27 protein-coding genes and 1 tRNA gene are annotated in these 25,574 nt (G+C 66.1%); 14 read left to right on the top strand and 14 right to left on the bottom strand.

From position 1 onward, the window contains the following. Positions 1–52: 52 nt before the first annotated feature. The 3 genes from AC1RT8_RS13155 (at position 53) to AC1RT8_RS13165 (ending at position 4,037) form a co-directional block, all read left to right on the top strand. Complete coding sequence (locus AC1RT8_RS13155; protein WP_493076098.1) at positions 53–1,501, top strand: S41 family peptidase; 1,449 nt, start codon at positions 53–55, stop codon at positions 1,499–1,501. Positions 1,502–1,736: 235 nt separating this feature from the next. Next, entirely contained in the window at positions 1,737–2,525 is a 789-nt protein-coding gene (locus AC1RT8_RS13160; RefSeq protein WP_493076099.1) for a hypothetical protein, read from the top strand. A 102-nt stretch (positions 2,526–2,627) separates the two neighbouring features. Next, complete coding sequence (locus AC1RT8_RS13165; protein ID WP_493076100.1) at positions 2,628–4,037, top strand: lipocalin-like domain-containing protein; 1,410 nt, start codon at positions 2,628–2,630, stop codon at positions 4,035–4,037. A 6-nt stretch (positions 4,038–4,043) separates the two neighbouring features. Here AC1RT8_RS13165 and AC1RT8_RS13170 read toward each other — a convergent pair whose 3' ends face one another. Continuing rightward, positions 4,044–4,865: an SDR family oxidoreductase gene (locus AC1RT8_RS13170; RefSeq protein WP_493076101.1), complete on the bottom strand. Its 822-nt coding sequence runs from the start codon at positions 4,863–4,865 to the stop codon at positions 4,044–4,046. Between the two features lie 89 nt (positions 4,866–4,954). On the opposite strand from AC1RT8_RS13170, the gene AC1RT8_RS13175 reads away from it, so the two are divergent. Both AC1RT8_RS13175 and AC1RT8_RS13180 read left to right on the top strand, forming a co-directional pair. Continuing rightward, positions 4,955–5,851, top strand: a complete 897-nt coding sequence (locus AC1RT8_RS13175) for an AraC family transcriptional regulator (RefSeq protein WP_493076102.1) — start codon at positions 4,955–4,957, stop codon at positions 5,849–5,851. A gap of 217 nt (positions 5,852–6,068) precedes the next feature. Next, on the top strand, positions 6,069–7,454 hold the full coding sequence (locus AC1RT8_RS13180; RefSeq protein WP_493076103.1) for an RNB domain-containing ribonuclease: 1,386 nt from the start codon (positions 6,069–6,071) through the stop codon (positions 7,452–7,454). Positions 7,455–7,924: 470 nt separating this feature from the next. On the opposite strand, the gene AC1RT8_RS13185 is transcribed toward AC1RT8_RS13180, so the two are convergent. The 5 genes from AC1RT8_RS13185 to AC1RT8_RS13205 form a co-directional block, all read right to left on the bottom strand. Continuing rightward, complete coding sequence (locus tag AC1RT8_RS13185; RefSeq protein WP_493076104.1) at positions 7,925–9,172, bottom strand: NAD(P)/FAD-dependent oxidoreductase; 1,248 nt, start codon at positions 9,170–9,172, stop codon at positions 7,925–7,927. Between the two features lie 92 nt (positions 9,173–9,264). Then, positions 9,265–9,338: transfer RNA gene (locus AC1RT8_RS13190), tRNA-Gly, on the bottom strand. Between the two features lie 199 nt (positions 9,339–9,537). Continuing rightward, complete coding sequence (ybaK, locus tag AC1RT8_RS13195; RefSeq protein WP_493076105.1) at positions 9,538–10,011, bottom strand: Cys-tRNA(Pro) deacylase; 474 nt, start codon at positions 10,009–10,011, stop codon at positions 9,538–9,540. Positions 10,012–10,017: 6 nt separating this feature from the next. Then, on the bottom strand, positions 10,018–10,431 hold the full coding sequence (locus tag AC1RT8_RS13200; RefSeq protein ID WP_493076106.1) for a polyketide cyclase: 414 nt from the start codon (positions 10,429–10,431) through the stop codon (positions 10,018–10,020). A gap of 24 nt (positions 10,432–10,455) precedes the next feature. Further along, positions 10,456–11,973, bottom strand: a complete 1,518-nt coding sequence (locus tag AC1RT8_RS13205) for a malonate--CoA ligase (RefSeq protein ID WP_493076107.1) — start codon at positions 11,971–11,973, stop codon at positions 10,456–10,458. Positions 11,974–12,056: 83 nt separating this feature from the next. Here AC1RT8_RS13205 and AC1RT8_RS13210 point away from each other — a divergent pair, with 83 nt between their 5' ends. The 6 genes from AC1RT8_RS13210 (at position 12,057) to bchE (ending at position 18,666) form a co-directional block, all read left to right on the top strand. After that, positions 12,057–12,887, top strand: a complete 831-nt coding sequence (locus AC1RT8_RS13210; RefSeq protein ID WP_493076108.1) for a diacylglycerol/lipid kinase family protein — start codon at positions 12,057–12,059, stop codon at positions 12,885–12,887. Next, positions 12,884–13,651, top strand: coding sequence for a metallophosphoesterase family protein (locus tag AC1RT8_RS13215; protein ID WP_493076109.1), 768 nt, complete (start codon positions 12,884–12,886; stop codon positions 13,649–13,651). The genes AC1RT8_RS13210 and AC1RT8_RS13215 overlap by 4 nt, the downstream gene beginning before the upstream one ends. Positions 13,652–13,871: 220 nt before the next feature. Continuing rightward, positions 13,872–14,555 (top strand): DUF4166 domain-containing protein, encoded by a 684-nt coding sequence (locus tag AC1RT8_RS13220; protein WP_493076110.1) that lies wholly within the window; start codon positions 13,872–13,874, stop codon positions 14,553–14,555. Continuing rightward, positions 14,552–16,054: a TIGR01777 family oxidoreductase gene (locus tag AC1RT8_RS13225; RefSeq protein WP_493076111.1), complete on the top strand. Its 1,503-nt coding sequence runs from the start codon at positions 14,552–14,554 to the stop codon at positions 16,052–16,054. Before AC1RT8_RS13220 ends, AC1RT8_RS13225 begins: the two co-directional genes overlap by 4 nt. A gap of 14 nt (positions 16,055–16,068) precedes the next feature. Then, positions 16,069–17,037 carry an acyl-CoA desaturase gene (locus AC1RT8_RS13230; protein ID WP_493076112.1) on the top strand — a complete coding sequence of 323 codons (969 nt, stop codon included), beginning with the start codon at positions 16,069–16,071 and terminating at the stop codon, positions 17,035–17,037. 105 nt (positions 17,038–17,142) lie between these two features. Beyond that, positions 17,143–18,666, top strand: coding sequence for a magnesium-protoporphyrin IX monomethyl ester anaerobic oxidative cyclase (gene bchE / locus AC1RT8_RS13235; RefSeq protein ID WP_493076133.1), 1,524 nt, complete (start codon positions 17,143–17,145; stop codon positions 18,664–18,666). On the opposite strand, the gene AC1RT8_RS13240 is transcribed toward bchE, so the two are convergent. Next, positions 18,663–19,040 carry a bleomycin resistance protein gene (locus AC1RT8_RS13240; RefSeq protein WP_493076113.1) on the bottom strand — a complete coding sequence of 126 codons (378 nt, stop codon included), beginning with the start codon at positions 19,038–19,040 and terminating at the stop codon, positions 18,663–18,665. The two genes, bchE and AC1RT8_RS13240, sit on opposite strands and share 4 nt — an antisense overlap. After that, positions 19,037–19,534 carry a hypothetical protein gene (locus AC1RT8_RS13245; RefSeq protein ID WP_493076114.1) on the bottom strand — a complete coding sequence of 166 codons (498 nt, stop codon included), beginning with the start codon at positions 19,532–19,534 and terminating at the stop codon, positions 19,037–19,039. Before AC1RT8_RS13245 ends, AC1RT8_RS13240 begins: the two co-directional genes overlap by 4 nt. 120 nt (positions 19,535–19,654) lie before the next feature. Here AC1RT8_RS13245 and AC1RT8_RS13250 point away from each other — a divergent pair, with 120 nt between their 5' ends. Beyond that, the gene (locus AC1RT8_RS13250) at positions 19,655–20,920 is read left to right on the top strand and encodes a dipeptidase (RefSeq protein ID WP_493076115.1); all 1,266 of its coding nucleotides are present in this window, start codon (positions 19,655–19,657) and stop codon (positions 20,918–20,920) included. A gap of 60 nt (positions 20,921–20,980) precedes the next feature. Here AC1RT8_RS13250 and rpsI read toward each other — a convergent pair whose 3' ends face one another. From rpsI to AC1RT8_RS13270, 4 genes are all read right to left on the bottom strand, one after another. Continuing rightward, entirely contained in the window at positions 20,981–21,529 is a 549-nt protein-coding gene (rpsI, locus tag AC1RT8_RS13255; RefSeq protein WP_372857172.1) for a 30S ribosomal protein S9, read from the bottom strand. Next, the gene (gene rplM, locus AC1RT8_RS13260) at positions 21,529–22,008 is read right to left on the bottom strand and encodes a 50S ribosomal protein L13 (protein ID WP_465172302.1); all 480 of its coding nucleotides are present in this window, start codon (positions 22,006–22,008) and stop codon (positions 21,529–21,531) included. The genes rpsI and rplM overlap by 1 nt, the downstream gene beginning before the upstream one ends. A gap of 118 nt (positions 22,009–22,126) precedes the next feature. Further along, on the bottom strand, positions 22,127–22,447 hold the full coding sequence (cutA, locus tag AC1RT8_RS13265) for a divalent-cation tolerance protein CutA (RefSeq protein WP_493076116.1): 321 nt from the start codon (positions 22,445–22,447) through the stop codon (positions 22,127–22,129). Continuing rightward, on the bottom strand, positions 22,444–23,481 hold the full coding sequence (locus tag AC1RT8_RS13270; RefSeq protein WP_493076117.1) for a COX15/CtaA family protein: 1,038 nt from the start codon (positions 23,479–23,481) through the stop codon (positions 22,444–22,446). Before AC1RT8_RS13270 ends, cutA begins: the two co-directional genes overlap by 4 nt. A 120-nt stretch (positions 23,482–23,601) precedes the next feature. Here AC1RT8_RS13270 and AC1RT8_RS13275 point away from each other — a divergent pair, with 120 nt between their 5' ends. Then, positions 23,602–23,997 (top strand): MerC domain-containing protein, encoded by a 396-nt coding sequence (locus AC1RT8_RS13275; RefSeq protein WP_493076118.1) that lies wholly within the window; start codon positions 23,602–23,604, stop codon positions 23,995–23,997. Positions 23,998–24,001: 4 nt separating this feature from the next. Here the strand turns inward: AC1RT8_RS13275 and AC1RT8_RS13280 are convergent, their stop codons facing one another. Then, positions 24,002–24,268, bottom strand: coding sequence for a hypothetical protein (locus AC1RT8_RS13280; protein ID WP_493076119.1), 267 nt, complete (start codon positions 24,266–24,268; stop codon positions 24,002–24,004). A gap of 104 nt (positions 24,269–24,372) precedes the next feature. Between AC1RT8_RS13280 and AC1RT8_RS13285 the strand changes: the two genes are divergently transcribed. After that, positions 24,373–24,849, top strand: a complete 477-nt coding sequence (locus tag AC1RT8_RS13285; protein WP_372857177.1) for a Fur family transcriptional regulator — start codon at positions 24,373–24,375, stop codon at positions 24,847–24,849. On the opposite strand, the gene AC1RT8_RS13290 is transcribed toward AC1RT8_RS13285, so the two are convergent. Further along, the gene (locus tag AC1RT8_RS13290) at positions 24,846–25,382 is read right to left on the bottom strand and encodes a GNAT family N-acetyltransferase (protein ID WP_493076120.1); all 537 of its coding nucleotides are present in this window, start codon (positions 25,380–25,382) and stop codon (positions 24,846–24,848) included. The two genes, AC1RT8_RS13285 and AC1RT8_RS13290, sit on opposite strands and share 4 nt — an antisense overlap. Positions 25,383–25,574 lie beyond the last annotated feature (192 nt).

Here is a 25,574-nt window from a genome sequence, read left to right on the forward strand (position 1 = left end):
CTGACATCGCTTCAACTTCCCGCTAAGCATCTGGAAGCAGAGGGGAAGTCGCATGAAGTATCGCCGTTTTGGAGCTATTCTGGGCCTGGTCGCGATGCTGTCCGGATGCGGCGGCGGCAGCGGTTCGCTCGCGAATGGCGGCGGCGGTGGTGGTGGTGGCACGCCCACGCCGACCCCGACGACCAGTGGTTGCTCGCTCCGCGAGCGCCAGGATTGGGCGGCGGCGCAGCTCAACGAATGGTATCTCTTCCCGGAAACCCTGCCGACCAACCTCAATCCGTCGGCCTACAGCACCGTCGACGCCTATATCGACGCGCTGACCGCCACCGCGCGGAGCCAGCGCCGCGACCGCTATTTCACCTATCTCACCTCGATCGCCGAGGAGAACGCCTATTATAATTCGGGCGCGACCGCCGGCTTCGGCTTCCGTCTCGGTGCCGATACCGTCGCGCGCCGCATCTTCAGCATCGAATCCTTCGAAGGCGCGCCGGCGCTCGCCGCCGGCATCGACCGCGGTACGGAGATTCTCGCGATCGGCACCAGCGTCGCCAATCTCCGCACGGTCAATGCGATCATCGCCGCTGAGGGTACGGCCGGCGTCACCACCGCGCTCGGCCCCGACACCGTCGGCACGACCCGGGTGCTGCGCGTCAACGACGCGGCAGGGGGCACGCGCGACGTGACCGTCGCCAAGGCGGATTTCGCCCTCACCCCGGTTTCCTCTCGCTACGGCGCCAAGGTGATCAACGATGGTGGGCGCAAGGTCGGCTATGTCAATCTGCGCACCTTCATCAACACCGCCGATCCGGCGCTGCGCACCGCCTTTGCCGATTTCCGCGCGCAGGGCATCACCGAGATCATCGTCGATCTGCGCTATAATGGCGGCGGGCTGATCTCGATCGCCGAGCTGATGGGCGATCTGCTCGGCGGCAACCGCTCCACCTCGGAAGTGTTCGACTATATCACCTTCCGCCCCGAAAAATCGGCCGAGAACTCGAACCACAATTTCGCGCCCCAGCCGCAATCGGCCTCGCCGACCCGGCTGGCCTTTATCGGCACGGGTGGTACCGCGTCGGCCAGCGAGCTGGTGATCAACGCCTTCACGCCTTTCTTCCACAATCGCTCGGCGCTGATCGGCACCAATACCTATGGCAAGCCGGTCGGCCAGATCGCGATCGATCGCGCGGCCTGCGACGACCGGCTGCGCGTGATCGCCTTCGCGACCCAGAACGGCGCGCGCCAGGGTACCTATTTCGACGGCCTTGCGCCCTTCATGGAGGCGAGCTGCCAGGCGAATGACGATATCACCCATCAGCTCGGCGATCCGCTCGAGGCATCGACCCGCTCGGCGCTCGACTTTCTCGCCGGGCGCAGTTGCTCGGCGATCGCCTCGAGCGCGCAGCGGACCCAATCGGCCACGGCGCCCACCGCCGCCACCCGCGAGTTGCTGGCGCCCGACCGGCCGAGCACGCCCCAGCGCGAGGTGCCGGGCCTGTTCTGATCGGGGGTCGCCGTCGATGATCGCGCCGTTGGTCCTGTCCCTCGCCGGCGCGGTCGGGTCCGAGGGACGATGGGGGCTCGCCGACCTCTTTCTAATTCAGGCTCCCGTCATATTCGGTTCAGGTAAGGCGGGATAAGCGGCGATCGAAACATCGCCGGGTCGGGGTCGCCGCAAGAAATTTATGCACGCCCCGGCACCTTGCCCATCGCCTGACCCGGGTCTAGGCGCGCAGTCCATGAGTCCGGCATCCTTCCAGTCTTTGCCGGACCGGCGCCGCGCTTCGATTCGCAACCGCGCGACCTCCTTCCTGCTCGCGCTCGTGCTCGAGATTCTGGTCGTGATCGGCCTGTTGACGCTCTCGCCGCACCTCCCGCCGCCGATCCCGAAGGAAAAGGAGAAGACCTTCAGCCTCGCGCCCGAACCCAATCTGGAGGCGAAGAAGAACCCCAGCCCGCGCGCCGTGACGCGCAAGAAGCAGGCGGCGGGCGGTGCTTCGCCGGCGCCTCCCTCGCCGACCCCCCAGGCCGCTCCGGAGACGACCCCGGTCAATCCCTGGCTGAACGAGGGCGACCTGTTCCACGCGGCCGACATCTCCAAGATCCCGACGACCCGCGGCAACGATGCACCCGGCGCCGGCGAGACCGGTGCCGGCAAGGACAGTGGCTCGGCCTATGGCCCGGGCGAGGGGCCAGGCGGCGAGCGGCTCTACAACGCCGAATGGTATCGCGAACCGAGCGACGCCGAGCTTTCCACCTATATTCCCAGGACCGGCGTCCCACTCGGCAGCTGGGCGGAGATCGCGTGCAAGACGGTGGCGGCCTGGCATGTCGAGAATTGCCGCCCGCTGGGCGAATCCCCCGTCGGCTCGGGTCTGGCCCGGTCGATGCGGCTTGCTTCCTGGCAGTTCCTGGTTCGCCCGCCGCGCATTGGCGGCAAACCGCTGATCGGCTCCTGGGTGCGCATCCGCATCACTTTCAGCCGCGAGAAGAAGAAGGATAGCAGGCCGGAGCCGGATGAGCCCTGATGGAACCGTATCGATCTTAACCGGCGATTTGGCGGCATCTCGACTTGCCTGCTCCCCCCGGTGATCCGGTAACCTCGCGGCATATCACGGAGGGGATCGGCCATGGACATCATCATCACGCCGGGCGAGGCGATGGGTCTCTCGATCGAATCGATCCCGCAGGATTGGCGGCCTGCCGTCTATGACTGGCTGATCGAGCCGGCGGTCAATGTCGGCAGCGCGACCCAGGCTGCGGTGATCACCGCTTTGCTCGGCAATGGCGCGAGCTACGGCGCCAATCCGCCGCCCACCTCCTTGTCCTTCCCGGCCGATCACGCGCTCCATCTCGACATGGGTGACGAATGGTATTGGCTCAGCGCCAACCTCACCGTCGATGGCAGTGACGGACTGGACCAGATCGCCGTCCTCGTCGTCATCGCCCGCAACCGCACGGTCACCAACGCGGTCCAGGCCCAGGCCGGATGGAGCGACACCCAGGCGCAGGTCGTCGATTCGACCGCTACGGTGACCCTGTCGACCCGGCAGGTGTCGAAGATCGTGCGGCGCAACCCCAATGTGCAATGGGCAGCGCTCGGCGGCGAGGTCGCATTCGGCACCAACCCCTTCACCTATCAATGCGGCCCGGATTCGCTGATCGGGCCGAGCGACGGGTCGCAGGACGTGCTGCCGCTCGCCGTCTGCGTCGATGACGGCGACAATCTCAACATCCAGCTGACCATGACGTCCGACCTGTCGGGCGAGGCGGCCTTCTTCCTTCAGGGCGAGAACGGTATCACCCCCGCGCCCAAGGCCGGCCTCTATTACAGCTGGCCGCAACTGGCGGTCAGCGGCACGATCATCGTCGAGGGCACCAGCTATGCCGTCAGCGGCACCGGCTGGATCGACCATCAGCTGATGATGTACCAGCCAGCCTCGCCGCCGCCGGCCTTCCCGCCGCTCCCGCCGCCGCCATCGCCCGGCTGGGCGCCGATGCAGCAATTGAACGGCTGGTCCTGGTGCCAGTTCAACCTCGCCAATGGCGACGTCTTCACGGGCGCCGGTTTCCAGGTCGGCGCAGTACGCACGGAAGTCCCCTTCAGCTACGGCTTCTATCTGAAGCGTACGCCGGCCGGCTGGGAGAAGATCTTCATCCAGGGGCGGCTCTATCTCGATCGCTTCCTCGCCGGCCTGGAGAATGTCCAGCTGCCCACCGCCTGGCGCTACGAGGCGACCGATGTCTATGGCGGCGGCCTGGTCGACGTCGTGATCGTGCCTGGGCCCACTTATCCGGACGGCAGCTTCACGACCGGCAATCTGAAGGTCGAAGGGGAAACGCCGGTGACCGTTTCCGTGCTCGACCGCGCGCCGAACACCAGCCAGACCGGCGCCTGCACCGCGACCACCGGCAGCGGCTATTGCGAGAGCGTCGATTACGAACCGCCCGGGCAATATATCGCGCGGGCGTTCCAGTTCCTCGGGATCGAGCCGGTGCTGACCGACCCCGCCTGCGCGAAGCTGGCATCGGAACAATAGCTGCTCTCAGCAGGGCTGCGGGGCGAACATGTCCCGCATCCGCTCCAGATACCGGTCCTCGGTCGGCCAGCGCAGCTCGGCAAGCATCCGGCTGTCTGCCCCCGCCGGATAGCGGATTGTGCCGCCCTCCTCGGTCGCCGCCGCGAAGCACGCTTCGGCCACCTCGGCCTCGGTGCAATAGGCCGTCGGATAATTTCCCATCTTCGCGAAACAGGCCTGGGCGAACGGCATATAGTCGGCCGGGATCAGCCCTTCCATCCGCGGGCCGCCATTGGCGGTGAAGTTGGTCGTCGGCGCATAGCCCGGCTCGACCAGCCTGGCCCTGATGCCGAACCCGTCCAGCTCATAGGACAGCGATTCGGTGAAACCCTCGACCGCGCATTTGCTCGCGGCATAGACCGCGACCAGCGGCATGATCCCGATCGTGGTGCTCGACGTGAGGTTGACGATCACGCCGCCGCCCTGCCGGCGCATCTGCGGGATGATCGCACGGCAGGTCGCGAACACGCCGAACGTGTTCGTCTCGAACAGTTCGCGCATCACCGCGTCGGGCGTTGCCTCGACGATCGACGCCAGGCCGATCCCCGCATTGTTCACCAGCACGTCGATTGCCCCGAAGGCAGCGACGCCCTCGGCGATCGCTCGCTCGATGCTGCCGGCATCGGTGACGTCGAGCGGCACGATCTTCAGCCGGCCCGAAGGGGCGAACACGCCGGGATCGGGGCGCCGCATCGTCGCGATTACGTTCCAGCCGCGCTCGAGGAAAAGCTCGGCGGTCGCCTTGCCATAGCCTGACGATGTGCCGGTGATGAGGATTGTCTTGGTCATGTCGATGCTCCTGTCTGTTGCGATCATCATAGACAGAAGGATAGGACGTTCTATAATAGATCATCCGCAATTCATTATGGATCGTCCAGATGGACCCGCTCAGCGATGTCATAACCCTGCTTCGGCCCCATGCCGCCTTGTCCAAGCCGATCAGCGGGCGCGGGGAATGGGGCGTGCGTTATGCGGCGTATGGCCAACCCGGCTTCGCCATCGTCCTTGCCGGGCAAAGCTGGCTCGCGCTCGACGGGGCCACGCCGGTGCTGCTCGACCAGGGCGATTTCGTGCTGCTGCCCGCCACGCCCGCCTTCACCTTGTCCAGCCGCCCCGGCGCCATGTGCGTCGATCGCGATCCGTCCGACAGTCCGGTCCGGCACGGCGAGCAGCAGGGGGAGCCCGATGTCCTGATGCTCGGCGGCGCCTTCCGGATCGATCCGGTCAACGCGCCCCTGCTGCTCGCGCTGCTGCCGGAGATGATCCATATCCGCGCGGCCGATGGCGACACCGGCCGCCTCTCGCGCATCATCGATCTGATCGTCGAGGAGACCGCGGTCGATCGGCCCGGCCGGGACATGATCCTGGAACGGCTGCTCGAGGTCATGCTGGTCGAATGCCTGCGCTGGCGCAGCATCGGCGACCGGGCGCTGCCGGCCGGCCTGCTCGCCGGCATGCGCGATTCGGCGCTGGCCGAAAGCCTGCGCGCGATCCATGCCGATGTCCGCACCGGCTGGACCGTCGCCGAACTCGCGAAGCGCGCCGGCATGTCGCGCTCGGCCTTTGCCGCCCGCTTTGCCGGGACGCTCGGCTGCGCCCCGATCGAATATCTCGCGCGCTGGCGCATGGCGCTCGCCCGGGACGCGCTCAGCCACGGCCGAAGGTCGCTCGACCGCCTGGCCGAAGAGATCGGGTATGAATCGGCCAGCGCCTTCAGCACTGCCTTTCGCCGGCATGTCGGCTGCTCCCCGGGCGCCTTCGCGCGGGCTCAGTGATCCAATAATTCAATTACAATACAATATGTTGTACTGTATGAATGTTGGACGGGCATCCGGTGCAAAATGTCAGCAACCCTACTGACATTTTCAACCGGGCGCCCCGATCGGAACCCTCCGATTCAACCCGCTGCGCCGCTCGCTATACCGCTCCAATGCCTGCTTCAGCCCGCCCGCATCTTCCCCATACTGCGCGCACCGTGTACCGCAGCCTGCAATGAAGGCGCTCGCCGATCCCGACAACGCGCTGGCCGCCGGCCTTGCCGCGATCCGCACCCAGTTCCAGGTGCCGGACTCCTTCCCCCCGGCCGTGCTCGCCGCCGCCGAGGCCGCCGCGAAGCGCGCTCCGACCGAGCATGTCGATCGCACTGGCCAGCCCTTCGTCACGCTAGATCCCGCCAGCTCGACCGATCTCGACCAGGCCTTTTGCATCGATCGCAGCGGCGCCGACCTGCTGCTCCATTACGCCATCGCCGACGTCGCCTGGTTCGTCGATGACGGCGATTCGCTCGATGCCGAGGCATGGCATCGCGGCGCCACTCAATATCTGCCCGACGGCAAGGCCGGGCTCTATCCGCCGGTCCTGGCCGAAGGCGCCGCCAGCCTGTTGCCCGCCGGTCCCCGGCCCGCGGTGATCTTCACCGTGCGCGTCGCGCCCGACGGCGCGGTGCAACTCGACGGCGCCGAGCGCGCGATCATCCGCAGCAAGGCGAAACTGGCCTATGACAGCGTGTCCGCGGCCGACCTGCCTGCCGATTTCGACGAGCTCGCCCGCCGCATCCAGGCGGCCGAGGACCGGCGCGGCGCCGCCCGAGTCGACCCGCCCGAGCAGGAGGTCGATGCGATCGGCGAGGGGCGTTTCAAGCTGCTGTTCCGCCCGGTGCTCGACTCCGAGGTGAAGAATGCGGCCATGTCGCTCGCCACCAACCTCGCCATCGCCGATGCGCTCCAGGCTCACAAGACCGGCCTGTTCCGCGTCATGGCGGAACCGAACCAGGGTGCGGTCAAACGGCTGCGCCTGACCGCGCGTGCCTTCGGGTTGATCTGGCCGGAAAATGCGACGCTCGACCAGTTCGGCCGCACGCTCGACGGCAAGGATCCGAAACAGGCCGCCTTCATGCTGGCGATCCGCCGCGCGGGCGAGGGAGCGTCCTACGTGCCGTACCGCGAGGGCGTCGTCCCCTGGCACGCCGCGATGGCAGCGACCTATGCCCATGCGACCGCCCCGCTCCGCCGCCTCGCCGACCGCTATGTCGTCCGCGCCACACTGGCGATCGCCAACGGCCAGCCGGTACCGGAGGTGGTGACGGCGGCATTCGCCCAGCTCCCTTCGGTCATGGCCCGCGCCGATTCCCTGAGTGGCCAGATCGACCGCACGGTGATCGACATGGCCGAGGCGATCATGCTGCGCGGCCGCGAGGGCGAGGTGTTCCCGGCGGTGGTCACCGACCTCGACGATCGCGGCGCCCGAATGCAACTGCGCGACCTGCCGGTGGTCGCGCGCATCACCGCCCACCATGTCGCGCCGGGCGATGCGCTGAGCGTGAAGCTGGTCGCGGCCGACCCGGACAAAAGAACGATCAGCTTCGAACGCGTGGGGTAAGCCGCCAAAAAGCCCCTCCCCTTCAGGGGAGGGGCTTGAATACTCTCCGCCCAGGCCCCGCAACACTACCAGATTCCTGGCTCGATTCTAACTCCCCGCCACCTGGCCTAACCTGTTCCGTCAGGCTGGAGGCTGCGGACATGCCGGCAACGCCACAGTATCGGGACAACCAAATATCGCTCAAGTCATACCCTATCGATTCTCGAAATTCGTCGAATAAAGCCCGTGAAATTCTTCACTACAGATTCCAGGCGCCAGGCTCGATCTGTTGGACTTCGCGCCGCGCCTCCGTAAAAATCTCCAACGCGCGCGCCGAAATGCCCCTCGAACCCGAAAAAATCGGGGTCGACGTCGGGTGGCAAAAATGCCCGAATAGTTGCGATCGCGCGAAGGTAGCGGCGATCCGTTATTATGCGGCCGATATGCTGTTCATGCGGCGCGCACGGGCCGCAGGCGATGACTTGCGTTTTTCAGTCGCCCGTCGCGGCGATCAACGTCTTCACCGCGACGCTCGCATCCGACAGCTTCGCAATATCCACCGCCTGCGCCGCCATGATCAGCTTCTTGCCCGCCACGAAATCGCCCAGTGCATTGACTGCCTCGACCGCGACGATCCGGTCGCCGCTCATGTGGAAGATGGAGAAGCTGTTCTCCTTGTCCGGCGTGTGCCGCACGATCTGCCGGTCGGCGTCGAACGGCACGCCGGCGATCTGCAGCTTCAGCTCATATTGGTCGGACCAGAACCAGGGCAGGTCGGGTGTGGGCAGTGGCTTGCCCATGATGTCCGCCGCCACCGCCTTGGCCTGGTCGACGGCGTTGGGCACGCTTTCCAGCCGGAACATGCGGTCGCCATAATGCGGCATCGGCCGGCGCGTCATGTCGCCGATCGCATAGATGCCCTTGGTCGAGGTCTGTCCCGCCAGGTCGACGATCACGCCATTGTCGCAGTGCAGACCAGCATCGATCGCCAGCGCATCGCAGGGCGATCCGCCGATCCCGACCAGCACCACGTCGGCCGGCAGGATCTCGCCATCGGACAGCTCCACCGATCGCACCTCGCCGTCCTCGCCGTGCAGCCCGGCGACCGACACGCCGGTGCGGAACACCACGCCGCGGCCGGCATGGAAGCGGTGGAAGAAGCCCGACAATTCCTCGCACGCCACGCGCGACAGGATGCGCGGCTCGCGCTCCAGGATGGTCACCTCGGCGCCGAGTTCGCGCGCCGACGCGGCGACTTCGAGTCCGATATAGCCGGCGCCGATGATCACCAGCCTGGCCCCGTCGATGATCCGTGCATGGAGCGCCTCGGCATCCCTGATGTCGCGCAGCACATGCACGCCGGCCAGGTCGGCCCCCGGCCCGTCGAGCCGCCGCGCAACCGATCCGGTGGCGAGGATCAGCAGCTCCCAGCCGATCTCCCGCCCGTCCGCCAGGGTCACGATCTTGCGGTCGGTATCGATACCCGTCGCGCGCGCATCGAGGATCGTCTCGACATTGCCGGTTTCGTAGAATTTGGCCGGCCGCAGATAGAGCGCCTCGAGGGTCGATCCGCCCTTGAGATAGGCCTTTGACAGCGGCGGGCGGTGATAGGGCAGCACTGCCTCTTCGGAGATCATCACGATCTCCCCGTCATGCCCCGCCTGGCGCAGCGATGCGGCTGCGTTCGCGCCGGCATGGCCGCCGCCGATGATCACGATGCGGGGTGCGCCCGTCGTCATGGAATCCATCTCTCCCCATTCGTGCGCCGCCGAGGGGACGGCACGGCCCCCTGTCTACGGCGTTTCGGGTGCCGGCAGGTGATCGGAATTATTGGAGCGGGTGAAGGGAATCGAACCCTCGTCGTAAGCTTGGGAAGCTTCTGCTCTGCCATTGAGCTACACCCGCGAGCCGGCTTTTCCGCCATTTCTGGCGTGTCGGCCGGCAGCATTCCGACATTTTCGGCCGGATCGCCTGACGCGCCGATAGCCCGGCGTGGTTCTTCCTGCAAGCCGCGCCGGCTAGGGATGGACCGATGTTCACACAGACGATCGTTCCTCTCCAGTGGGAGAGGACGAAGGTGACATACCTGAAGATCGATCCGCGCCTAGCTGACGATCGGCGCCGCGACCGCTCCAAGAACCGCCGCCGCTGCGTTCGGATCGAGCCGGACCTGAAGGCCGCGCTGGCCCGCGTTGATATAGACCAGCTCCTCGGCCAGCGCGGCCTGCTCGATCGCGGTCGGGACTCGGCGCTTCTGCCCGAACGGGCTGATCCCGCCGACATGATAGCCAGTCAGGCGCTCGGCATCGGCGGGTTTCATCATCTCGGCCGCCTTGCCGCCCAACGCGGCGGCGAGCTTCTTCATGGCGACCTCCCGATCCGACGGCACCACTACGCAGACCGGCTTGCCGTCGACCAGTGCCATCAGCGTCTTGAGCACGCGCTGCGGCGGTTCGCCCGGTGCCTCCGCCGCCTGGAGCCCGATCCGCTCGGCGCCCGGATCATAGTCATAGCTGTGGACCGTGAACGCGACGCCTGCAGCGGCAAGCGCCCGGGTTGCCGGGGTGGCTTTCGACATCGGCTCTTATCCGTTGCGACCGCGCTGCGGCATGAACAACGCCTTCAGCGCTTTCAGGTCGCCATTGATCCATTTCGCATCGGCCGCGAATTTCTCGTCGCTCATGCCGGGCTGGCGATAGAGCGTCAGCATCACCTCGGCGCCGTCACCATTCTGCACGACGCGCAAGGGGATATGGACTTCGCCGCCGGTGCCGGCATCGACGAAATGATCCATCACGCCATAGTCGTTTTGGGCCGTGAAGCGGATGCGGATCGGCCCCTCCGGCCCATCGGCGAGCCAGCCATCGCCGTCCGCGCGAAGGTCCGATTCAGCGAGTCCCGACGCCCATTTCGTGAAATACTCGGGTTGCCAGATTTCTTCGTACAGCGCGCGCCAGTCGCGATCGATCGAGACGCTATAGGTTCGGGCCGGCAGCATCATGCTTTCCTTCGTCATTGGCGTTCAGCCGGCAAAGCTGTCGGCATAGGTCCTGCGCAATTCGGCCTTCTGGATCTTGCCCATCGCGTTGCGCGGCAGTTCGTCGACCACATAGACGCGTTTCGGCCGCTTGAACGATGCCAGCGTGCCGGCCAGCGCCGCCCTGACTGCCTGCGCCTCGACCGAGCCGGGCGTCCTGGCCGCGATCACCGCGACGACGCCTTCACCCAGATCGGGATGCGGCACGCCGATCACCGCGCATTCGGCGACGCCGGCCATCTCGTCGATCAGCGCCTCGACTTCGGCCGGATAGACGTTGAGTCCGCCGGAGATGATCAGGTCCTTTTGCCGGCCCGAGATGAACAGGTACCCGCGCTCATCGAAGCTGCCGACATCGCCGGTGATGAAATAGCCATCGGCCCGCTTCTCCTCGGCGGTCTTCTCCGGCATCCGCCAATAACCCTTGAACACGTTCGGCCCGCGCACCTCGATCATGCCGATCTCGCCTTGCGCCAACGGCGTCGCGGTCTCGGCATCGGTGACGCGGATCTCGACCCCCGGCAGCGGGAAGCCGACGCTGCCCGGCACACGGTCCCCCTCATAGGGGTTGGAGCTGTTCATGTTGGTCTCGGTCATGCCGTAGCGTTCGAGGATGGCGTGCCCGGTGCGTGCGCTGAACTCGCGGTGGACCTCGGCCGACAATGGCGCGGAGCCCGATACGAACAGCCTGATGTCCTTGACCAGGTCCTGGGTGAAGTCGGGCCGCGACAACAACCGCGAATAGAAGGTCGGCACGCCCATCATCGTCGTGCATTGCGGCAGCAGCCGGATCATCGCGTCGAGGTCGAAGGCCGGCAGGAAGATCATCCGTGCGCCTGCGAGCAGGATGATGTTGGTCGCGACGAACAGCCCGTGCGTGTGGAAGGTCGGCAGTGCGTGGAGCAGAACATCGTCGCGGGTGAAGCGCCACAGGTCGACGAGGGTCCCGGCATTGGAACCGAGATTGTCGTGAGTCAGCATCGCGCCCTTGGAACGCCCGGTGGTGCCCGAGGTGTAGAGGATCGCGGCCAGCTCATCGTTCGCGACATCGACGGTCGCGAACTCGGCCGGCATCGCCACGGCGGCTTCGAGCAGGCTGCCGTCGCCGGCCTTGTCCAGGGTCATCACATGGGGAAGGCCGATCTCCCGGCACAGCGGCCCCAGCACCGGCTCGTTGGCCGGGCTGCACACGAACAAGGCCGGTTCGGCATCGCGCAGGAAATAATCGAGCTCGCGCGCGGTATAGGCGGGGTTGAGCGGCAGATGGATCGCCCCGATCCGCAAGGTCGCGAGATAGACCAGCAGCCCTTCCGCCGACTTGTCGACCTGCATCGCGATCCGGTCGCCGCGCTTGATGCCCATCGACACGAACAGATTGGCGATCCGCCCCGTCGCCGCGTGGAGATCGGCATAGGTGATCGTGCCACCCTCGGGCCGCACGATGAACGGCTCGCCCAGCCGGGATGTGAAGGCCTCGACGAAACGGTCATACAGATTGGGCACGAGTCTCTCCGCTGTTCCGCGCGCTGCCTATCCTGCCCGGCGCGGCGCGTCACCTTTCTCCCTTCTCGCGCGTTGGGGTGCTCATGCAAAAACTGTGGTTCATCACCAACACCGCCTCCGGCACGGCGACGGCGGCCAAATCCACGGCGATCGAAGCCGTCTTCGCCGAGCATGACCTTCAGCTCGTCGGCCGCACCGCCTTTCCCGACGACGCTCTGCCCGATGCCGGGCGGCTCGATGCCGAGGGGGTCGACACCGTCGTGCTGTTCGCCGGCGACGGCACGATCAACGCCGCGGCTTGCAAGCTTGCCGACTGGACCGGCGCGATCCTCATCCTGCCGGGTGGCACGATGAACCTGCTGGCTAAGGCGCTCCACGGCAATGCCGATCCGACCGCGATCATCCATGCAGCGAAGCAAGGGGGCAGGCTTATCGCATTGCCCTTTGTCGAGGCTGGGCCGCACCGCGCCTTTGTCGGGCTGATCCTCGGCCCGGCGGCGACCTGGGTCCGCGCGCGCGAGCTGGTGCGGTCGCGGCGGTTGCGCGGGCTTGGCCGGGCGATCCTCTCCGCCTGGCGTCGCACCTTCTCGCGCGGCATCCGGCTGGAGGGCGTGCCGGGTCTGCGCCACCACGCCCAGGCGGTGTTCGTCAGGCCCGAGCTCGATCATCTCGATGTCGCGGCGGTGGATGCGCGCGACTGGCGCTCGATCGGCGCGCTCGGCTGGGAATGGCTGACCGGCGACTGGGTCGCGGCGGCTCAGGTCACCCAGGTCCGGACGAAGCGGTTGCGCATCGCCGGGCACAAGCCGGCCCAGGCGCTGTTCGACGGCGAGCCGGTCAAGCTCGATGCCGATGTCACGATTACCGGCGGCATCGGCCGGGAGATGTTCATCGCAACGATGGAGGCACCGTGATCCGCCTGTTCCATGTCAGCGACGTTCATTTCGGCCGCGAGGATCGCGCCGCCATCGCCTGGTTCGACGGCCTGGTCCGCGCCGAGCAGCCCGATGCGGTGATCATGACCGGCGACCTGACGATGCGCGCCCGCCGCCGCGAGTTCGCCGCCGGGCTTGCCTGGCTGCAGGGACTGGGCGTGCCGGTGACGGTCGAGGTGGGCAATCACGACCTGCCCTATTTCAATCCCGTAGCGCGCTTCTTCCGCCCCTATGACCGGATCGGCGCGATCGAGCGCCTGATCGAACGCCCGCTCGACCTGCCCGGCGTGGCGATCGTCCCGATGGTTACCACAGCGCGGGCCCAGTGGCGGCTCAACTGGTCCAAGGGCCATGTCGGTACCCGGTCGCTGCAAAAGGCGCTGGCGCTGGTCGAGGCGGCGCCGAAGGATGCGCTGGTCTTCGTCGCCTGCCACCATCCGCTGATCGAGGCGCATACACGGATGAGTTCCTCGACCCGCAACGGCGCCGAGGCCTTCGCGGCGCTTGCGGCGGCGGGGGCGGATGCCGTGCTGACCGGCCATGTCCACGACCCGTTCGATGTGACTCACGAGGCAGGTGGCCGGAAGATCCGGATGATCGGGGCAGGGACGCTGTCCGAACGAACCCGCGACACGCCGCCGTCGTTCAACGAAATCCGGATCGAGGGCGGGCAGTTCGACGTCGTGCTGCGGACCTTGGGGCCGGAGCCGGATGCCGTGCTGCCGAAAGAGAAGGCGGGGTGAGGTGCTGATCCATTTCCCTCCCCGGCGAAGGCCGGGGCCCAGTCGGGGGACAATTCTGGCTAGCGTTGCGCGTCGTTACAGAAGCCTTCCCAACTGGCCTTGGCCTTCCGGGGAAGAATCAGGAAAGCGTCCCCGCCAATCCTCCACCTCCTCACGCTTGACTCCGCCTCCATAATCTGTAATTTCTGATTTAACAGAAATACCGGAACAGGAGGAAAAGATGGCAAGCGCTGCAGTACGTCCGGTTCCCGTTCCGCAGCATGCCCCGCGCACCGGCGTCACCGTGGTCGACCCCCGCTTCCGCCAGCTGCTGGGCGATACGGGCTGGGCGAGCCTCCCGCCCGCGGTCCGTGCCCGGTTCGGGCGCAAGGCGCTTGCGACCCAGACGATCAGCTATGTCGGCGAGATCGTCGAATGCCGGATGAGCCGGCTCGGCTGGGCCTTCGCCCAGGCCTGCCGCCTGGTCGGCGCGCCATTGCCGCTCGGCACCGACACCGGCGTCGCCGCGGCGGTGTGCGTGACCGAGGACGCGAGCGGCGGCGGCCAGTTCTGGACCCGCCAATACAGCCGCCGCGCCGGCTTCCCCCAGGTGATCCACAGCTCCAAGCGCTTCGCCGGGCCCACGGGGATCGAGGAGTATCTCGGCATGGGCTTCGGCATCGCGCTGACGCTCAGGGTCGAGAATGAGGCGCTCTATTTCGACAGCGACCATTATTTCTGGCGCCTCGGCCCAATCCGCCTGCGCCTGCCGCGCTGGCTGACCCCGGGCCAGCTCAGCATCGGCCATATCGATTGCGACCATGGCTGGTTCGCCTTCACCCTGGCGCTCGACCATCCCTGGTTCGGCGCGCTCGTCCATCAATGCGGCATGTTCACCGAATATCGCCCGGGAGACGTGGCATGAACGATCCGGTCTTCGTCACGCTGCTGCTGTTGCAGGTAGCGATGGGCGGCTTCGACACGCTCTACCATCATGAGCTGACCCTGCGCCTGCCGTGGCGGCCGGGCCAGGCGACCGAACTCCGCCTGCACGGCGCGCGCAACCTGATCTACGCCCTGGTCTTCCTCGCACTGGGATGGAGCGAGCCGCACGGCGCGGCGGCGCTGATCCTCATCGCGGCGCTGACGGTCGAAATGGGCATCACCCTTTGGGACTTCGTCGAGGAGGACCGCGTCCGCGCGCTGCCCGCGACCGAGCGGGTCACGCACACCCTGCTGACGCTCAACTATGGCGCGTTGCTCGCCATGCTGGCGCCGGCGCTGATCGGTTGGGCGGCTCTGCCGAATGCTGTCTTCCTCCATGGTCAAGGCGTCGTCTCGATCCTGCTGACCATCGCGGCGGCGGGAGTATTAGTTTCCGGCGTGCGCGACCTGTTCGCGGCGAAGCGCAACGAGCGCCTCGGCGATAGCTCAGCCGCCGAACTGATGAGCGCGCTGCCTGGCCGGCAGGCGGTGCTGGTGACCGGCGGCACGGGCTTCGTGGGAACCCGGCTGGTCGCCGCGCTGGTCGAGGCGGGGCACGACGTGACTGTCCTCACCCGCAACCCGAAGCATGCGCTCGGGCTCGCGACGCCAGTGCGGATCGTGACCGATCTCGCCGCGCTGCCGAGCGACTTCCGCTGCGACATCGCGATCAACCTCGCCGGCGAGCCGATCGCCGCCGGCCACTGGACGATCGCCCGCAGGCGGCGGATCGTCGACTCCCGCCTGAGCTTGACGCGAGCCCTCGGTGTTCTCTTCGAGCGACTCGACCAGCGCCCGGCGGTGCTGGTCAGCGGCTCGGCGATCGGCTTCTACGGCATCGACGACGATACGGTGCTCGATGAGACCGTGGCGCGGGGCAGGGGCTTTGCGGCTGACGTCTGCGCCGCATGGGAAGCCGCGGCGATGCGGATCGCAGGTCCGGATACGCGCGTGGTGCTGCTCCGCACTGGTCTCGTGCTCGGCTCAAGCGGCGGGATGCTCGGCGGGTTGCTGCCGATCTTCGAATTCGGCCTGGGCGGCCCGATTGGAAGCGGCCGGCAGATGACGAGCTGGATTCACCGCGACGACCTGATCCGCCTGATCGCGACCGCGGCGGCTGACCCGGAGATCCATGGTCCACTCAATGCAACCGCGCCCAACCCCGTCAGCAACCGCATGTTCGCCAAGGCCATCGGTCATGCGCTCCGTCGCCCGGCGATCCTGCCGCTCCCCGCACTGCCGCTCCGCCTGATGCTGGGTGATCTCGCCGAGGAGCTGATGCTGGGCGGGCAGAAGGTGCTGCCGGTGAAAGCGGTCTTCCACGGCTTCCGCTTCCGCTATCCGCGGATCGAGGATGCGCTGGGGGCGATCGTCGGCCGGCCGGAAGCGACGATGCGGCCCACGTCCCGGCCTTTCCGGGAAGCTCGATTGCTGCACTGACGAAGGGGAGAATCATGATGGCTGTTCAGGGCGGCGCGGCTTCGGGCGCCTTCAAGGTCAATTCGCTGAGCAATCTCGACACCGCTGACCCGGTGGCTGGACATATCGTCTGGGATGCTCCCCGGTCGGTCTGGAACATGGGCATGCTGGCCGGCGCGTTGATCCTCGGCCCGCTCACCTTCACCTGGGGCGCGTTGGTGGCGTTCCTCGTCCTGTCGGGCGTCACGCTGTGCGTCGGCCATTCGGTCGGTTTCCATCGCCGGTTGATCCACCGCAGCTTCGAATGCCCTTTGTGGCTCGAACGTGCGATGATCTGGGTCGGGACGCTGGTCGGGATGGGTGGACCGCTCTGGACGGTGCATCTGCACGATGTCCGGGACTGGGGCCAGCGTCAGGCGGACTGCCACTGGTTCCTGCGCCACGGCAAGCCGGTCCTGCTGGACGGATTCTACTATCTCAACTTCCGGCTGATATTCGACAGGCCGCCAGACTTCGACGCGGGCCCGGGAATCAGCGATGTTCCGTTCTACCGGTTCCTGCAGCGGACCTGGATGCTGCATCAGCTCCCGATCGCTATATTGCTGTTCCTGATCGGCGGGTGGCCGTTCGTCGTCTGGGGCGTTCCGGTCAGGGTGGCGGTATGTATCATCATGCACTGGTACATATCCTATCGCGCCCATACCGCCGGGCCGCAGGACTGGTCGGTCGATGGCGCCGCGATCCAGGGTTATAACGTGCCGTGGCTTGCCATCCCGACCATGGGAGAAAGCTGGCACAGCAACCACCACGCCTTTCCGGCGTCGGCGCGCCACGGGCTTTATCCCGGGCAGATCGACCTCGGATATACATTCATCATGCTGCTGGAGCGGCTCGGGCTCGCCTGGAATGTGAAGCTGCCCAGCAGTCTGCCGCCGCGGCCGGGCCTTACGCCGATCAGCCGCCGGGCGCTGGACGTCGCTGCGCCCGGGCAGCGCGAGCACTAGGTGAGCATCCCATCATCTCCATGAAAACTCCTTTCCGTGCCGATCCGGGCTCGACGCCGATGTGGAAAGGCCATGCCATCGTCATGGCGAGGACCGGCAATGCGCATCCTTCTGATCAACATTCCCCACCCGGCGATCGGTAGCCGCATTCCGAAGGAGCAGCTTCCGCCACTCGGTCTGCTCTGCGTCGGGGGGCCGCTGATCGACGACGGGCATGATGTCCAGCTGATCGACGGCGAGTTCGGCCCGATGCCAATCCCGCGAATCGTCGCGGAGGCAGTCTCGGCCAGGCCCGATGCGGTGCTGTTCGGCCATTCGGGATCGTCCTCGGGCCATCCGATTATCTCGGTGACCGCGCGCGCCATCGCCGCGGCCATGCCAGATGTCCGCATCGTCTATGGCGGAGTCCATCCGACCTATTTCTGGCGCGAGATCCTGCGCGACGAGCCTTGGGTCGACGCCATCGTCCGCGGTGAAGGGGAGGAGGTAGCGCGGCAAGTGATGCGCGCGCTCGAACAGGGGACGCCGCTCGACGCGATCGACGGCATCGCCTTTCGCAAGGCGGGCGAGCCGGTCGCCACGCCGGCCGCCCGTGTGATCGCCGATCTCGATGCATATCGTATCGGCTGGGAACTGATCGACCATTCCCGCTACAGCTATTGGGGCGGCAAGCGGGCGGTAGTGATCCAGTTCTCCCGGGGCTGTCCGCATCTCTGCAACTATTGCGGCCAGCGCGGATTCTGGACGCGCTGGCGCCACCGCGACCCCGTCCGCCTGGCGAAGGAGATCGCGCATCTTCATCGCGAGCACGGCGTCGAGGTGTTCAACTTCGCCGACGAGAACCCAAGCGCCGGGCGCAAGCCATGGCAGGCGTTCCTGGAAGCACTGATCGGAGAGGATATCTCGGTCACTCTGGTCGGGTCGACTCGAGCCGACGATATCGTGCGCGATGCCGATATCCTTCATCTCTATAAGCGGGCCGGGTTCGAACGCTTCCTGATGGGCATGGAGAATACCGACGAGGCGACGCTCAAGCTGATCCGCAAGGGCGGCACGACGACTTCGGATCGCGAAGCGATCCGGCTGCTGCGCAAGCACAATATCCTCTCCATGGCGACTTGGGTGGCCGGCTTTGCCGACCAGACCGACATGGATCTGCTACGCGGCCTGCGCCAGTTGATCTCGTACGATCCGGACCAGATTCAGGCGCTCTACGTCACGCCGCATCGCTGGACGCCTTTCTTCCGCATCGCGCGCGATCGTACCGTGGTTCAGTCGGACCCGACGCGCTGGGACTATAAGCATCAGGTGCTGAGTATGTCGCGCATGCCGCCTTGGCGGTTGTTTCTGTGGGTAAAGGTCATCGAGGCCGCGGCGCAATTGCGGCCGCGCTCCCTGCGTCGGCTATTGTGGAACCCCGACCCCAAGATCCGCCACGCCATCCGCTGGTATTACCGCATGGGGCGGCGCGTCTGGTTCCACGAGATCATCGGCTTCCTGTTTCGCGATCGCTATCGGGACGAGGGCCGTACGCTCGCCGATTTCCTGGGGGCACCACAGGATGCGGAGGAAGAGGCGTCTCGCGTCGCGCTGCGCGGACGGAAGCCGGTCAGGTCGGCGCTATCCTAACCGATCGCCTGCCCGAACACGACGAGGTTGCCGTCCGGCGCGCGGATCAACAACTCGCGCTGGCCATATTTCTGGTCGATAGGCCCATAGACGTCGCCCCTCGGCAAGGAAGCGAGCTTCGGCGCCAGCTCCGCGACGATCGCGTCGAGATCGCGCACATCGAGATAATAAGCGAAGCCGCCATGCGGCGTGCCGAGTTCCTCCGGTTCGTCATGCCACTGGATGCGGATGCCCGCCCCTTCGCGTTCGACATAGGCATAGGCGTCGGACTGGACCAGGCAGTCGAACCCGAGCGTGCCGGTGAAGAAGGCGACCGCGCGCGCGACGTCGTTCACATGCATGAACGGCGTGATCTGGATGACGTTGCCGCTCATGGGTCCTTCGGCCGGGTGCGCAGCCAGGACACCATGTGCGGATAGGGCTGTTCGCCACGCTCCGCCGCAGGGCGCTTCTCAAAGGTCATCCCGTAATATTGCAGCATCGGCACGGCGAGAAACCGGCCCTCGGCGAAATTCTCGAGCAGTGACCTGCTGCCCCCAAGATAGCCGTTTTCATGGAACACCACCGTTGGATCCAGCCCGATCGCGAGCACTGCGGCATAGGACCAGCCGATCGCCGACATCTCTTCCGCCGGACCGGACCGGATCTCGCTGAGCATGGCCCGCTCCTCCGGAGGTGTCACGGCGAGATGCCCCGCTTCGTGCAGCAGGTCGCCCGGCCATTCAAGTCGAGCGGGATCATAGACCACGGCCCCGTTCCGGATCGTGATCGCGGGGAGAAACGAGCCCTCGGGGACAGTATCGGTTTCCACCGGAATACCGATCTCGTCCAGGAACGCCACGATGCGGGTCGTTACGGGATCTTCCAAAGCCAATGCGCTCTCCTTCCAGGGGCAAAACCTAATCGAGCGCGTTGGAAAAGGGGAGGGCCCATCGGCGACTCCTCGCGAAGCGCTTGCCGCGCCGGCGCCGCGATCTATGCTCGCGGCATGAAACCAGCCCTTCTGCTCGGCCTCGCGCCGCTGCTGCTCGCCGCGGCCCCCGACAAGACAGCCGACATCGATGCGCGCATCGCGAAAGTCCTTGCCCGGACGCCGCTCATCGATGGCCATAACGACTGGGCGGAGACCCTGGTGGAGAAGGCGGGAGACGAGCGCTGGACGATCGACCTGAACAAGCTCGATCCGGTGAAATACGACACGGACATCGATCGGCTGCGCGCCGGGCATGTCGGCGGGCAATTCTGGTCGGTCTATGTTTCCGCGGCTTTGCCCGAGACCGAGCAGGTCGTGGCGACGATCGAGCAGATCGGCCTGATGCAGCGCATCTTCGCCCGTTATCCGGACGTGTTCGAGCCGGCCGTCACCGCTGCCGATGTCCGTCGCATCCATGCCAGGGGCAGGATTGCCTCGATGCTCGGCGTCGAAGGTGGCGGGCAGATCGATGGCAGCTTCGCGGTGCTGCGGGCCTATCGCCGGCTCGGCGCCTCCTATCTGACGCTCACCCATTCGCGCACCATCGCCTGGGCGGATTCTGCGACCGATAATCCGCAGCATGACGGCCTGACCACATTCGGCGAGGCAGTGGTCGGCGAGCTCAACCGGCTCGGCATGCTGGTCGATCTCAGCCATGTCAGCGAGGCGACGATGATCGACGCGCTGCGCGTGTCGAAGGCGCCGGTGATCTTCTCGCATTCGAGCGCGCGGGCCCTGTGCGATCACTCGCGCAACGTGTCAGATGCGGTGCTCGGGCTGGTCGCGAAGAATGGCGGCGTGGTGATGGTCAATTTCGCGCCGGGCTATATCTCCGAGGCGCGGCGGCATTGGGACGCGGCGCGCGCCGGCGAGATCGCCAGCTACAATGCCCCGCCGTTCAGCGGCCTCTATCTCGGCCAGCCCGAGGCGGCCAAGACGGCCCTGGCCGAATGGGACAAGGCGCATCCCAAGCCGGTGGTAACGCTGGCGATGGTCGCCGACCATGTCGATCACATCGCCAAGGTGGCGGGTGTCGACCATGTCGGGATCGGGTCCGACTTCGATGGCCTGCCGGAGCTGCCCGATGGGCTCGACAGCGTCGCGACCTATCCGGCGCTGCTGGCCGAGCTGATGCGGCGCGGCTGGAGCGATGCCGATATCGCCAAGCTGGCGGGCGGCAATGTGCTGCGCGTCATGGAAGGCGCCGAGCGCGCCGCGGCGGCGTTGAAGGATGTGCCCGCCGAGACCGGGACGGTAGCGGCCCTCGACAAGGTCAAATAGCGCCAACGAAAAAGGGCGGCCCGTTGCCGGACCGCCCTGTTTCGCGAAATCGAGAGCGATTTAGCGCTTCGAGAACTGGAAGCTGCGGCGTGCCTTGGCGCGGCCGTACTTCTTGCGCTCGACCGTGCGGCTGTCGCGGGTCAGGAACCCGGCGGCCTTGACGGGCGCGCGCAGGATCGGCTCGAACTTGGTCAGCGCCTGGCTGATGCCATGCTTGACCGCGCCGGCCTGGCCCGAAAGCCCGCCGCCCTTGACGGTGCAGACGACGTCATACTGACCGTCACGCTCGGCGACACCGAACGGCTGGTTGATGACGAGGCGCAGCGTCGGACGTGCGAAATACACTTCCTGGTCGCGGCCGTTGATCGTGATCTTGCCGGTGCCCGGCTTGATCCAGACGCGGGCGACGGCGTCCTTGCGGCGACCGGTCGCATAGGCGCGGCCGAACTTGTCGAGGATCTGCTCGCGCAGCGGCATCGGCTCGCGGACGACGACAGGAGCGGCGGGCGCATATTCGTCACCGGCGAGAACCGTCGACGTGGCTGCGACCGGTGCCGGCTGGCTGGTCAGGTTCGCGAGATCGGAAAGGGACTGACGATTGTCGGACATCAATTGCCCACCTTGTTCTTGCGGTTCATCGAACCGATGTCGAGGACTTCGGGGTTCTGCGCTGCGTGCGGATGCTCGCTGCCCGAGAAGACGCGCAGGTTGCGCATCTGCTCACGGCCGAGCGGACCGCGCGGGATCATGCGCTCGATCGCCTTTTCCAGGACGCGCTCCGGGAAACGACCCTCGAGGATCTTGCCCGCTGCGACGCCCTTGATGCCGCCGGCATAGCCGGTGTGGCGGTAATAGATCTTGTCCTTGAGCTTGTTGCCCGTGAACCGGATCTTGTCCGCGTTGATGACGATGACATTGTCACCGCAATCGACATGGGGGGTGAAGCTCGGCTTGTGCTTGCCGCGCAGGACGTTGGCGATGATCGAGGCTGCACGACCGACCACCAGGCCGTCGGCATCGACGATATGCCATTTCTTCTCCACCTCGTGCGGCTTTACCGACTTGGTGGTCTTCATCAGCGCCTTCATGGGGCCAGACCTCTTTCGTTCAAACGACATGCGCCGCCCCCACGGGACGGCGCTGATGCCGGGCTAATGTGAGGAAGGCCCAAAAAAGTCAAGCGAAAGGCCGGTTTCATGACGGGTATCAGGATACCGGCATCGTTTCCCCGTAGATCCACTCGCCCACCGCCGGGTCGACATCGGCCTCCCAGGCCTCGATGACGGGCAGGTCGTAGCTGTGCTGCGCCGTGATCGACGCCTTCAGCGCGGCGGCGCGGTCAGTGGTGGTCTTGAACAGGACCGCGGTCTCGTCGTCGGTCTCGACCTTGCCCTGCCAGCGATAGATCGAGCGAATCGGCTCGATCGAGGCACAGGCGGCGAGGCGATCCTCGATCATCGCACGGGCGACGCGAGCGGCTTCGGCGGCACTGCCGAAGCTGGTCCGGACGAGCAGGATCCTGCTCACCGCGTCGCGCGACCGATCGAATGGGCGGCAAAGGTCGCGGCGATCAGGGTCAGCGCGGCATTGGTCTGGTGCGCGATGGCGATGACGATCTGTACGCCGCTGAGCAAAGTCGCGATGCCCAGCAGGATTTGCAGCACCACCAGCCAGACGAGCAGCCGGCCGGCGATAACCCCACCCTGGCGAATTGCCCGCAGCGCCAGCATGATCAGCGCTGTCGCCGCGACAAAGGCGAACCAGCGGTGGATGAACTGCACCACCACCGGATTGTCGACGGCGTTGCGCCAGATCGGCTCGATAAAGGCGACGCCCGCCGGGAACAGCGAACTGCCCATCAGCGGCCAGCTCGAAAAGGCGTAACCCGCGTCGAGCCCGGCGGTGAAGGCACCGAACATGATCTGGCTGAACAGCAGCGCCAGCGCGACCACCGCAAGTGGTTTGAGCGAGGCGGGGGCTGCAAGGCGGCTCTCCGCCAGCGCGCGGAGGTCAAGCGCAGTCCACACCAGGCCAGACAGCAATACCAAGGCCGTGATCAGATGCACGGCGAGCCGGACATGGCTGACATCGGTGCGCACCGACAGGCCCGAGGCGACCATCCACCAGCCGATTGCCCCCTGAAGCCCGCCGAGCGCGAGCAGGGCGACCAGCCGCCAGCCATAGCCGGGCGGGATCCGTCGGCGAACCGCAAACCACAGCAAGGGCAGCGCGAAGGCCATGCCGATCAGGCGGCCGAGCAGCCTGTGCGTGAATTCCCAGAAGAAGATCGCCTTGAACCCGGCCAGCGTCATGCCGCTGTTGATCTGGGTGTATTCCGGGATGCGCTTGTAATTGGCGAACTCGGCCTGCCATGCCGCGTCGGTGAGCGGCGGGATGATGCCGCTGATCGGCTTCCATTCGGTGATCGACAAGCCCGATTCGGTCAGGCGCGTGATGCCGCCGATCACGACCATCAGCACGATCAATCCGGCGACCGAAAAGAGCCACACGGCAAGGGCGCGCGGCCGCGATGGATGGGCGAGCGAAGAAGCCTGAAGCATGGTCCGCCTCTAGACCCATCGCATGCGCGCGTCGATTCGGGATTGCGACGATCGGTTCGTCGAAAAAATCGCCGATGATATATTGTAACTTCGTCCGCATTGTGCCAAATGACCCCCGCAATGACGACGCATGTCCATTCCCATTCCCCCGCTTTCGAGTGGGTCGAGTCGCGGTTCGATCGATTCGCGATCGGCCTGTCCGGCCTGTGCGCGGTGCACTGCCTGGCGAGTTCGGTATTTCTGGCGCTCGCCGCGTCGGCGGGTGGGTTGCTGCTCAATCCGCTGTTCCATGAGATCGGCCTTACCGTCGCGATCGGCTTCGGCGTGCTCGCGCTCGGCCGCGGCATCTTCGCGCATGGCTATATGATGCCCGCGGTGGTCGGCTCACTCGGCCTCGGCATCATGGCCGGCGCGATCAGCATGCCGCATGACGGCGGTACCGAGACGGTCTGGACCCTGATCGGCGTCGCGATCCTCGCGCTCGGTCATGATCTGAACCGCCGGGCGACTTACTGAATATTCAGCCGGGGCCGGCGGCCCTGCCATAGGTCGAATCAAAGACGGGATTTCTGGCTGTTCCTGGCCGATAATTTTTTTGCTGGCTGTTATGTTGGATTCCGATCCCGAATTTGCGGCGCGGTTTCAATTGCTTGCGCCCATGCTGGCTGTTCTCGAATAACAGCCAGCGAACAGCCAGCGAACAGCCAGGATCGGCCAGTCGGAATTCTCCTTGTTCAACACTGAGAAAGAGCGAGTCGGCACCCCGGAAGGGCGCCGTCCGATCCACGCTGCCACCAACTGCGACGATATTGAATCAAGCCAGATCGCTGAATGCCCGCCACCCCAGCACTGCGCTTGCCGCGGGGGGCGGCAGTGCCTAAATTGATCCCCATGGCCGCACATCATCACCATCACGAACCGCAGGGCGCAGACCTTTCCAAGGCAGCGCGCGAGACGCTCGAGAAATCGGGCGAGCAGTGGACGACGATGCGCGCCCAGATCTTCGAGGCGCTCGCGGGTTTCGACAAGCCGGCAAGCGCCTATGATATCGCCGAGGCGGTGTCGAAGACCGAGGGGCGCCGGGTCGCCGCGAACAGCGTCTATCGCATCCTCGACCTGTTCGTCGGCGCGAACCTGGCGCGGCGAGTCGAAAGCTCGAACGCCTATGTCGCCAACGCACACCCGGATTGCCTGCACGATTGCATCTTCCTGGTCTGCGACACGTGCGGCCAGACGACTCACCTCGACAATGACCGCATCACCAGCGGCGTGCGCTCAGCCGCCGAGGCAGCTGGTTTTTCGCCGGTGCGGCCGGTGATCGAGGTGCGCGGCAAATGCGCCGATTGCGAGCATGAGGACGCGGCTTAAGCCAGCGTCTTGCCCATGCGCACACCGGGAACCGGTGGCCCTTCTGCCGATAATTTCATCACCCGCTCGATCGGCGCATAGCCGCAGGCGAGATAGAGCGGTTCGCCGGCGAGCGTCGCCATCATCTCCGCCCGGGCAAATCCCGCTTCCCGCGCGGCCGTCTCGCATAGCCGCAGCACAAGCCGGCCCACGCCGCGCCGCGTGAAATCCGGATCGGTGTACATCGCCCGAATCCGCGCCGCATCCTTTGCCGGATCGAGCAGCTTGGGGTCGCGCAACGCCGCGCTGTGATCGCCGCCATAAAGGGTCGCCCGGCGACTCCAGCCGCCGCACCCGGCCAGGCGGTCCGCTGTCTCGACCAGAAAATAGGTCCGGTCGGCGATGAGCTGACTGTCCAGGCCCATGCTCAATCGGCTTGCCGCGACCTCCTCGGGTGACAGGAAAGGGCTTTGCAGCGCATCGATCGCCCGATCCATCAGGGTGCGAATCGCCGGAATATCGGCTTCGGTCGCGAGGCGGTGGGTGAAGTCCATAAACAGCATTGTCGCGATCTCGTGCAGGTGCCGTCAAGAAGCGGCGTATGCGTCCACGGCAATCGACACCCCTGTCCGCCTCCGCTAAGCAGATGCGATGTCTGACGTTCCTCAAACGCCGTTGCTGGACACGGTGCACACGCCCGCCGATCTGAGGGCCCTTCCTGCGGCGAAGCTTCGGCAGCTTGCCGA

This window comes from Sphingomonas sp. GW821-FHT10F11, assembly GCF_058809095.1.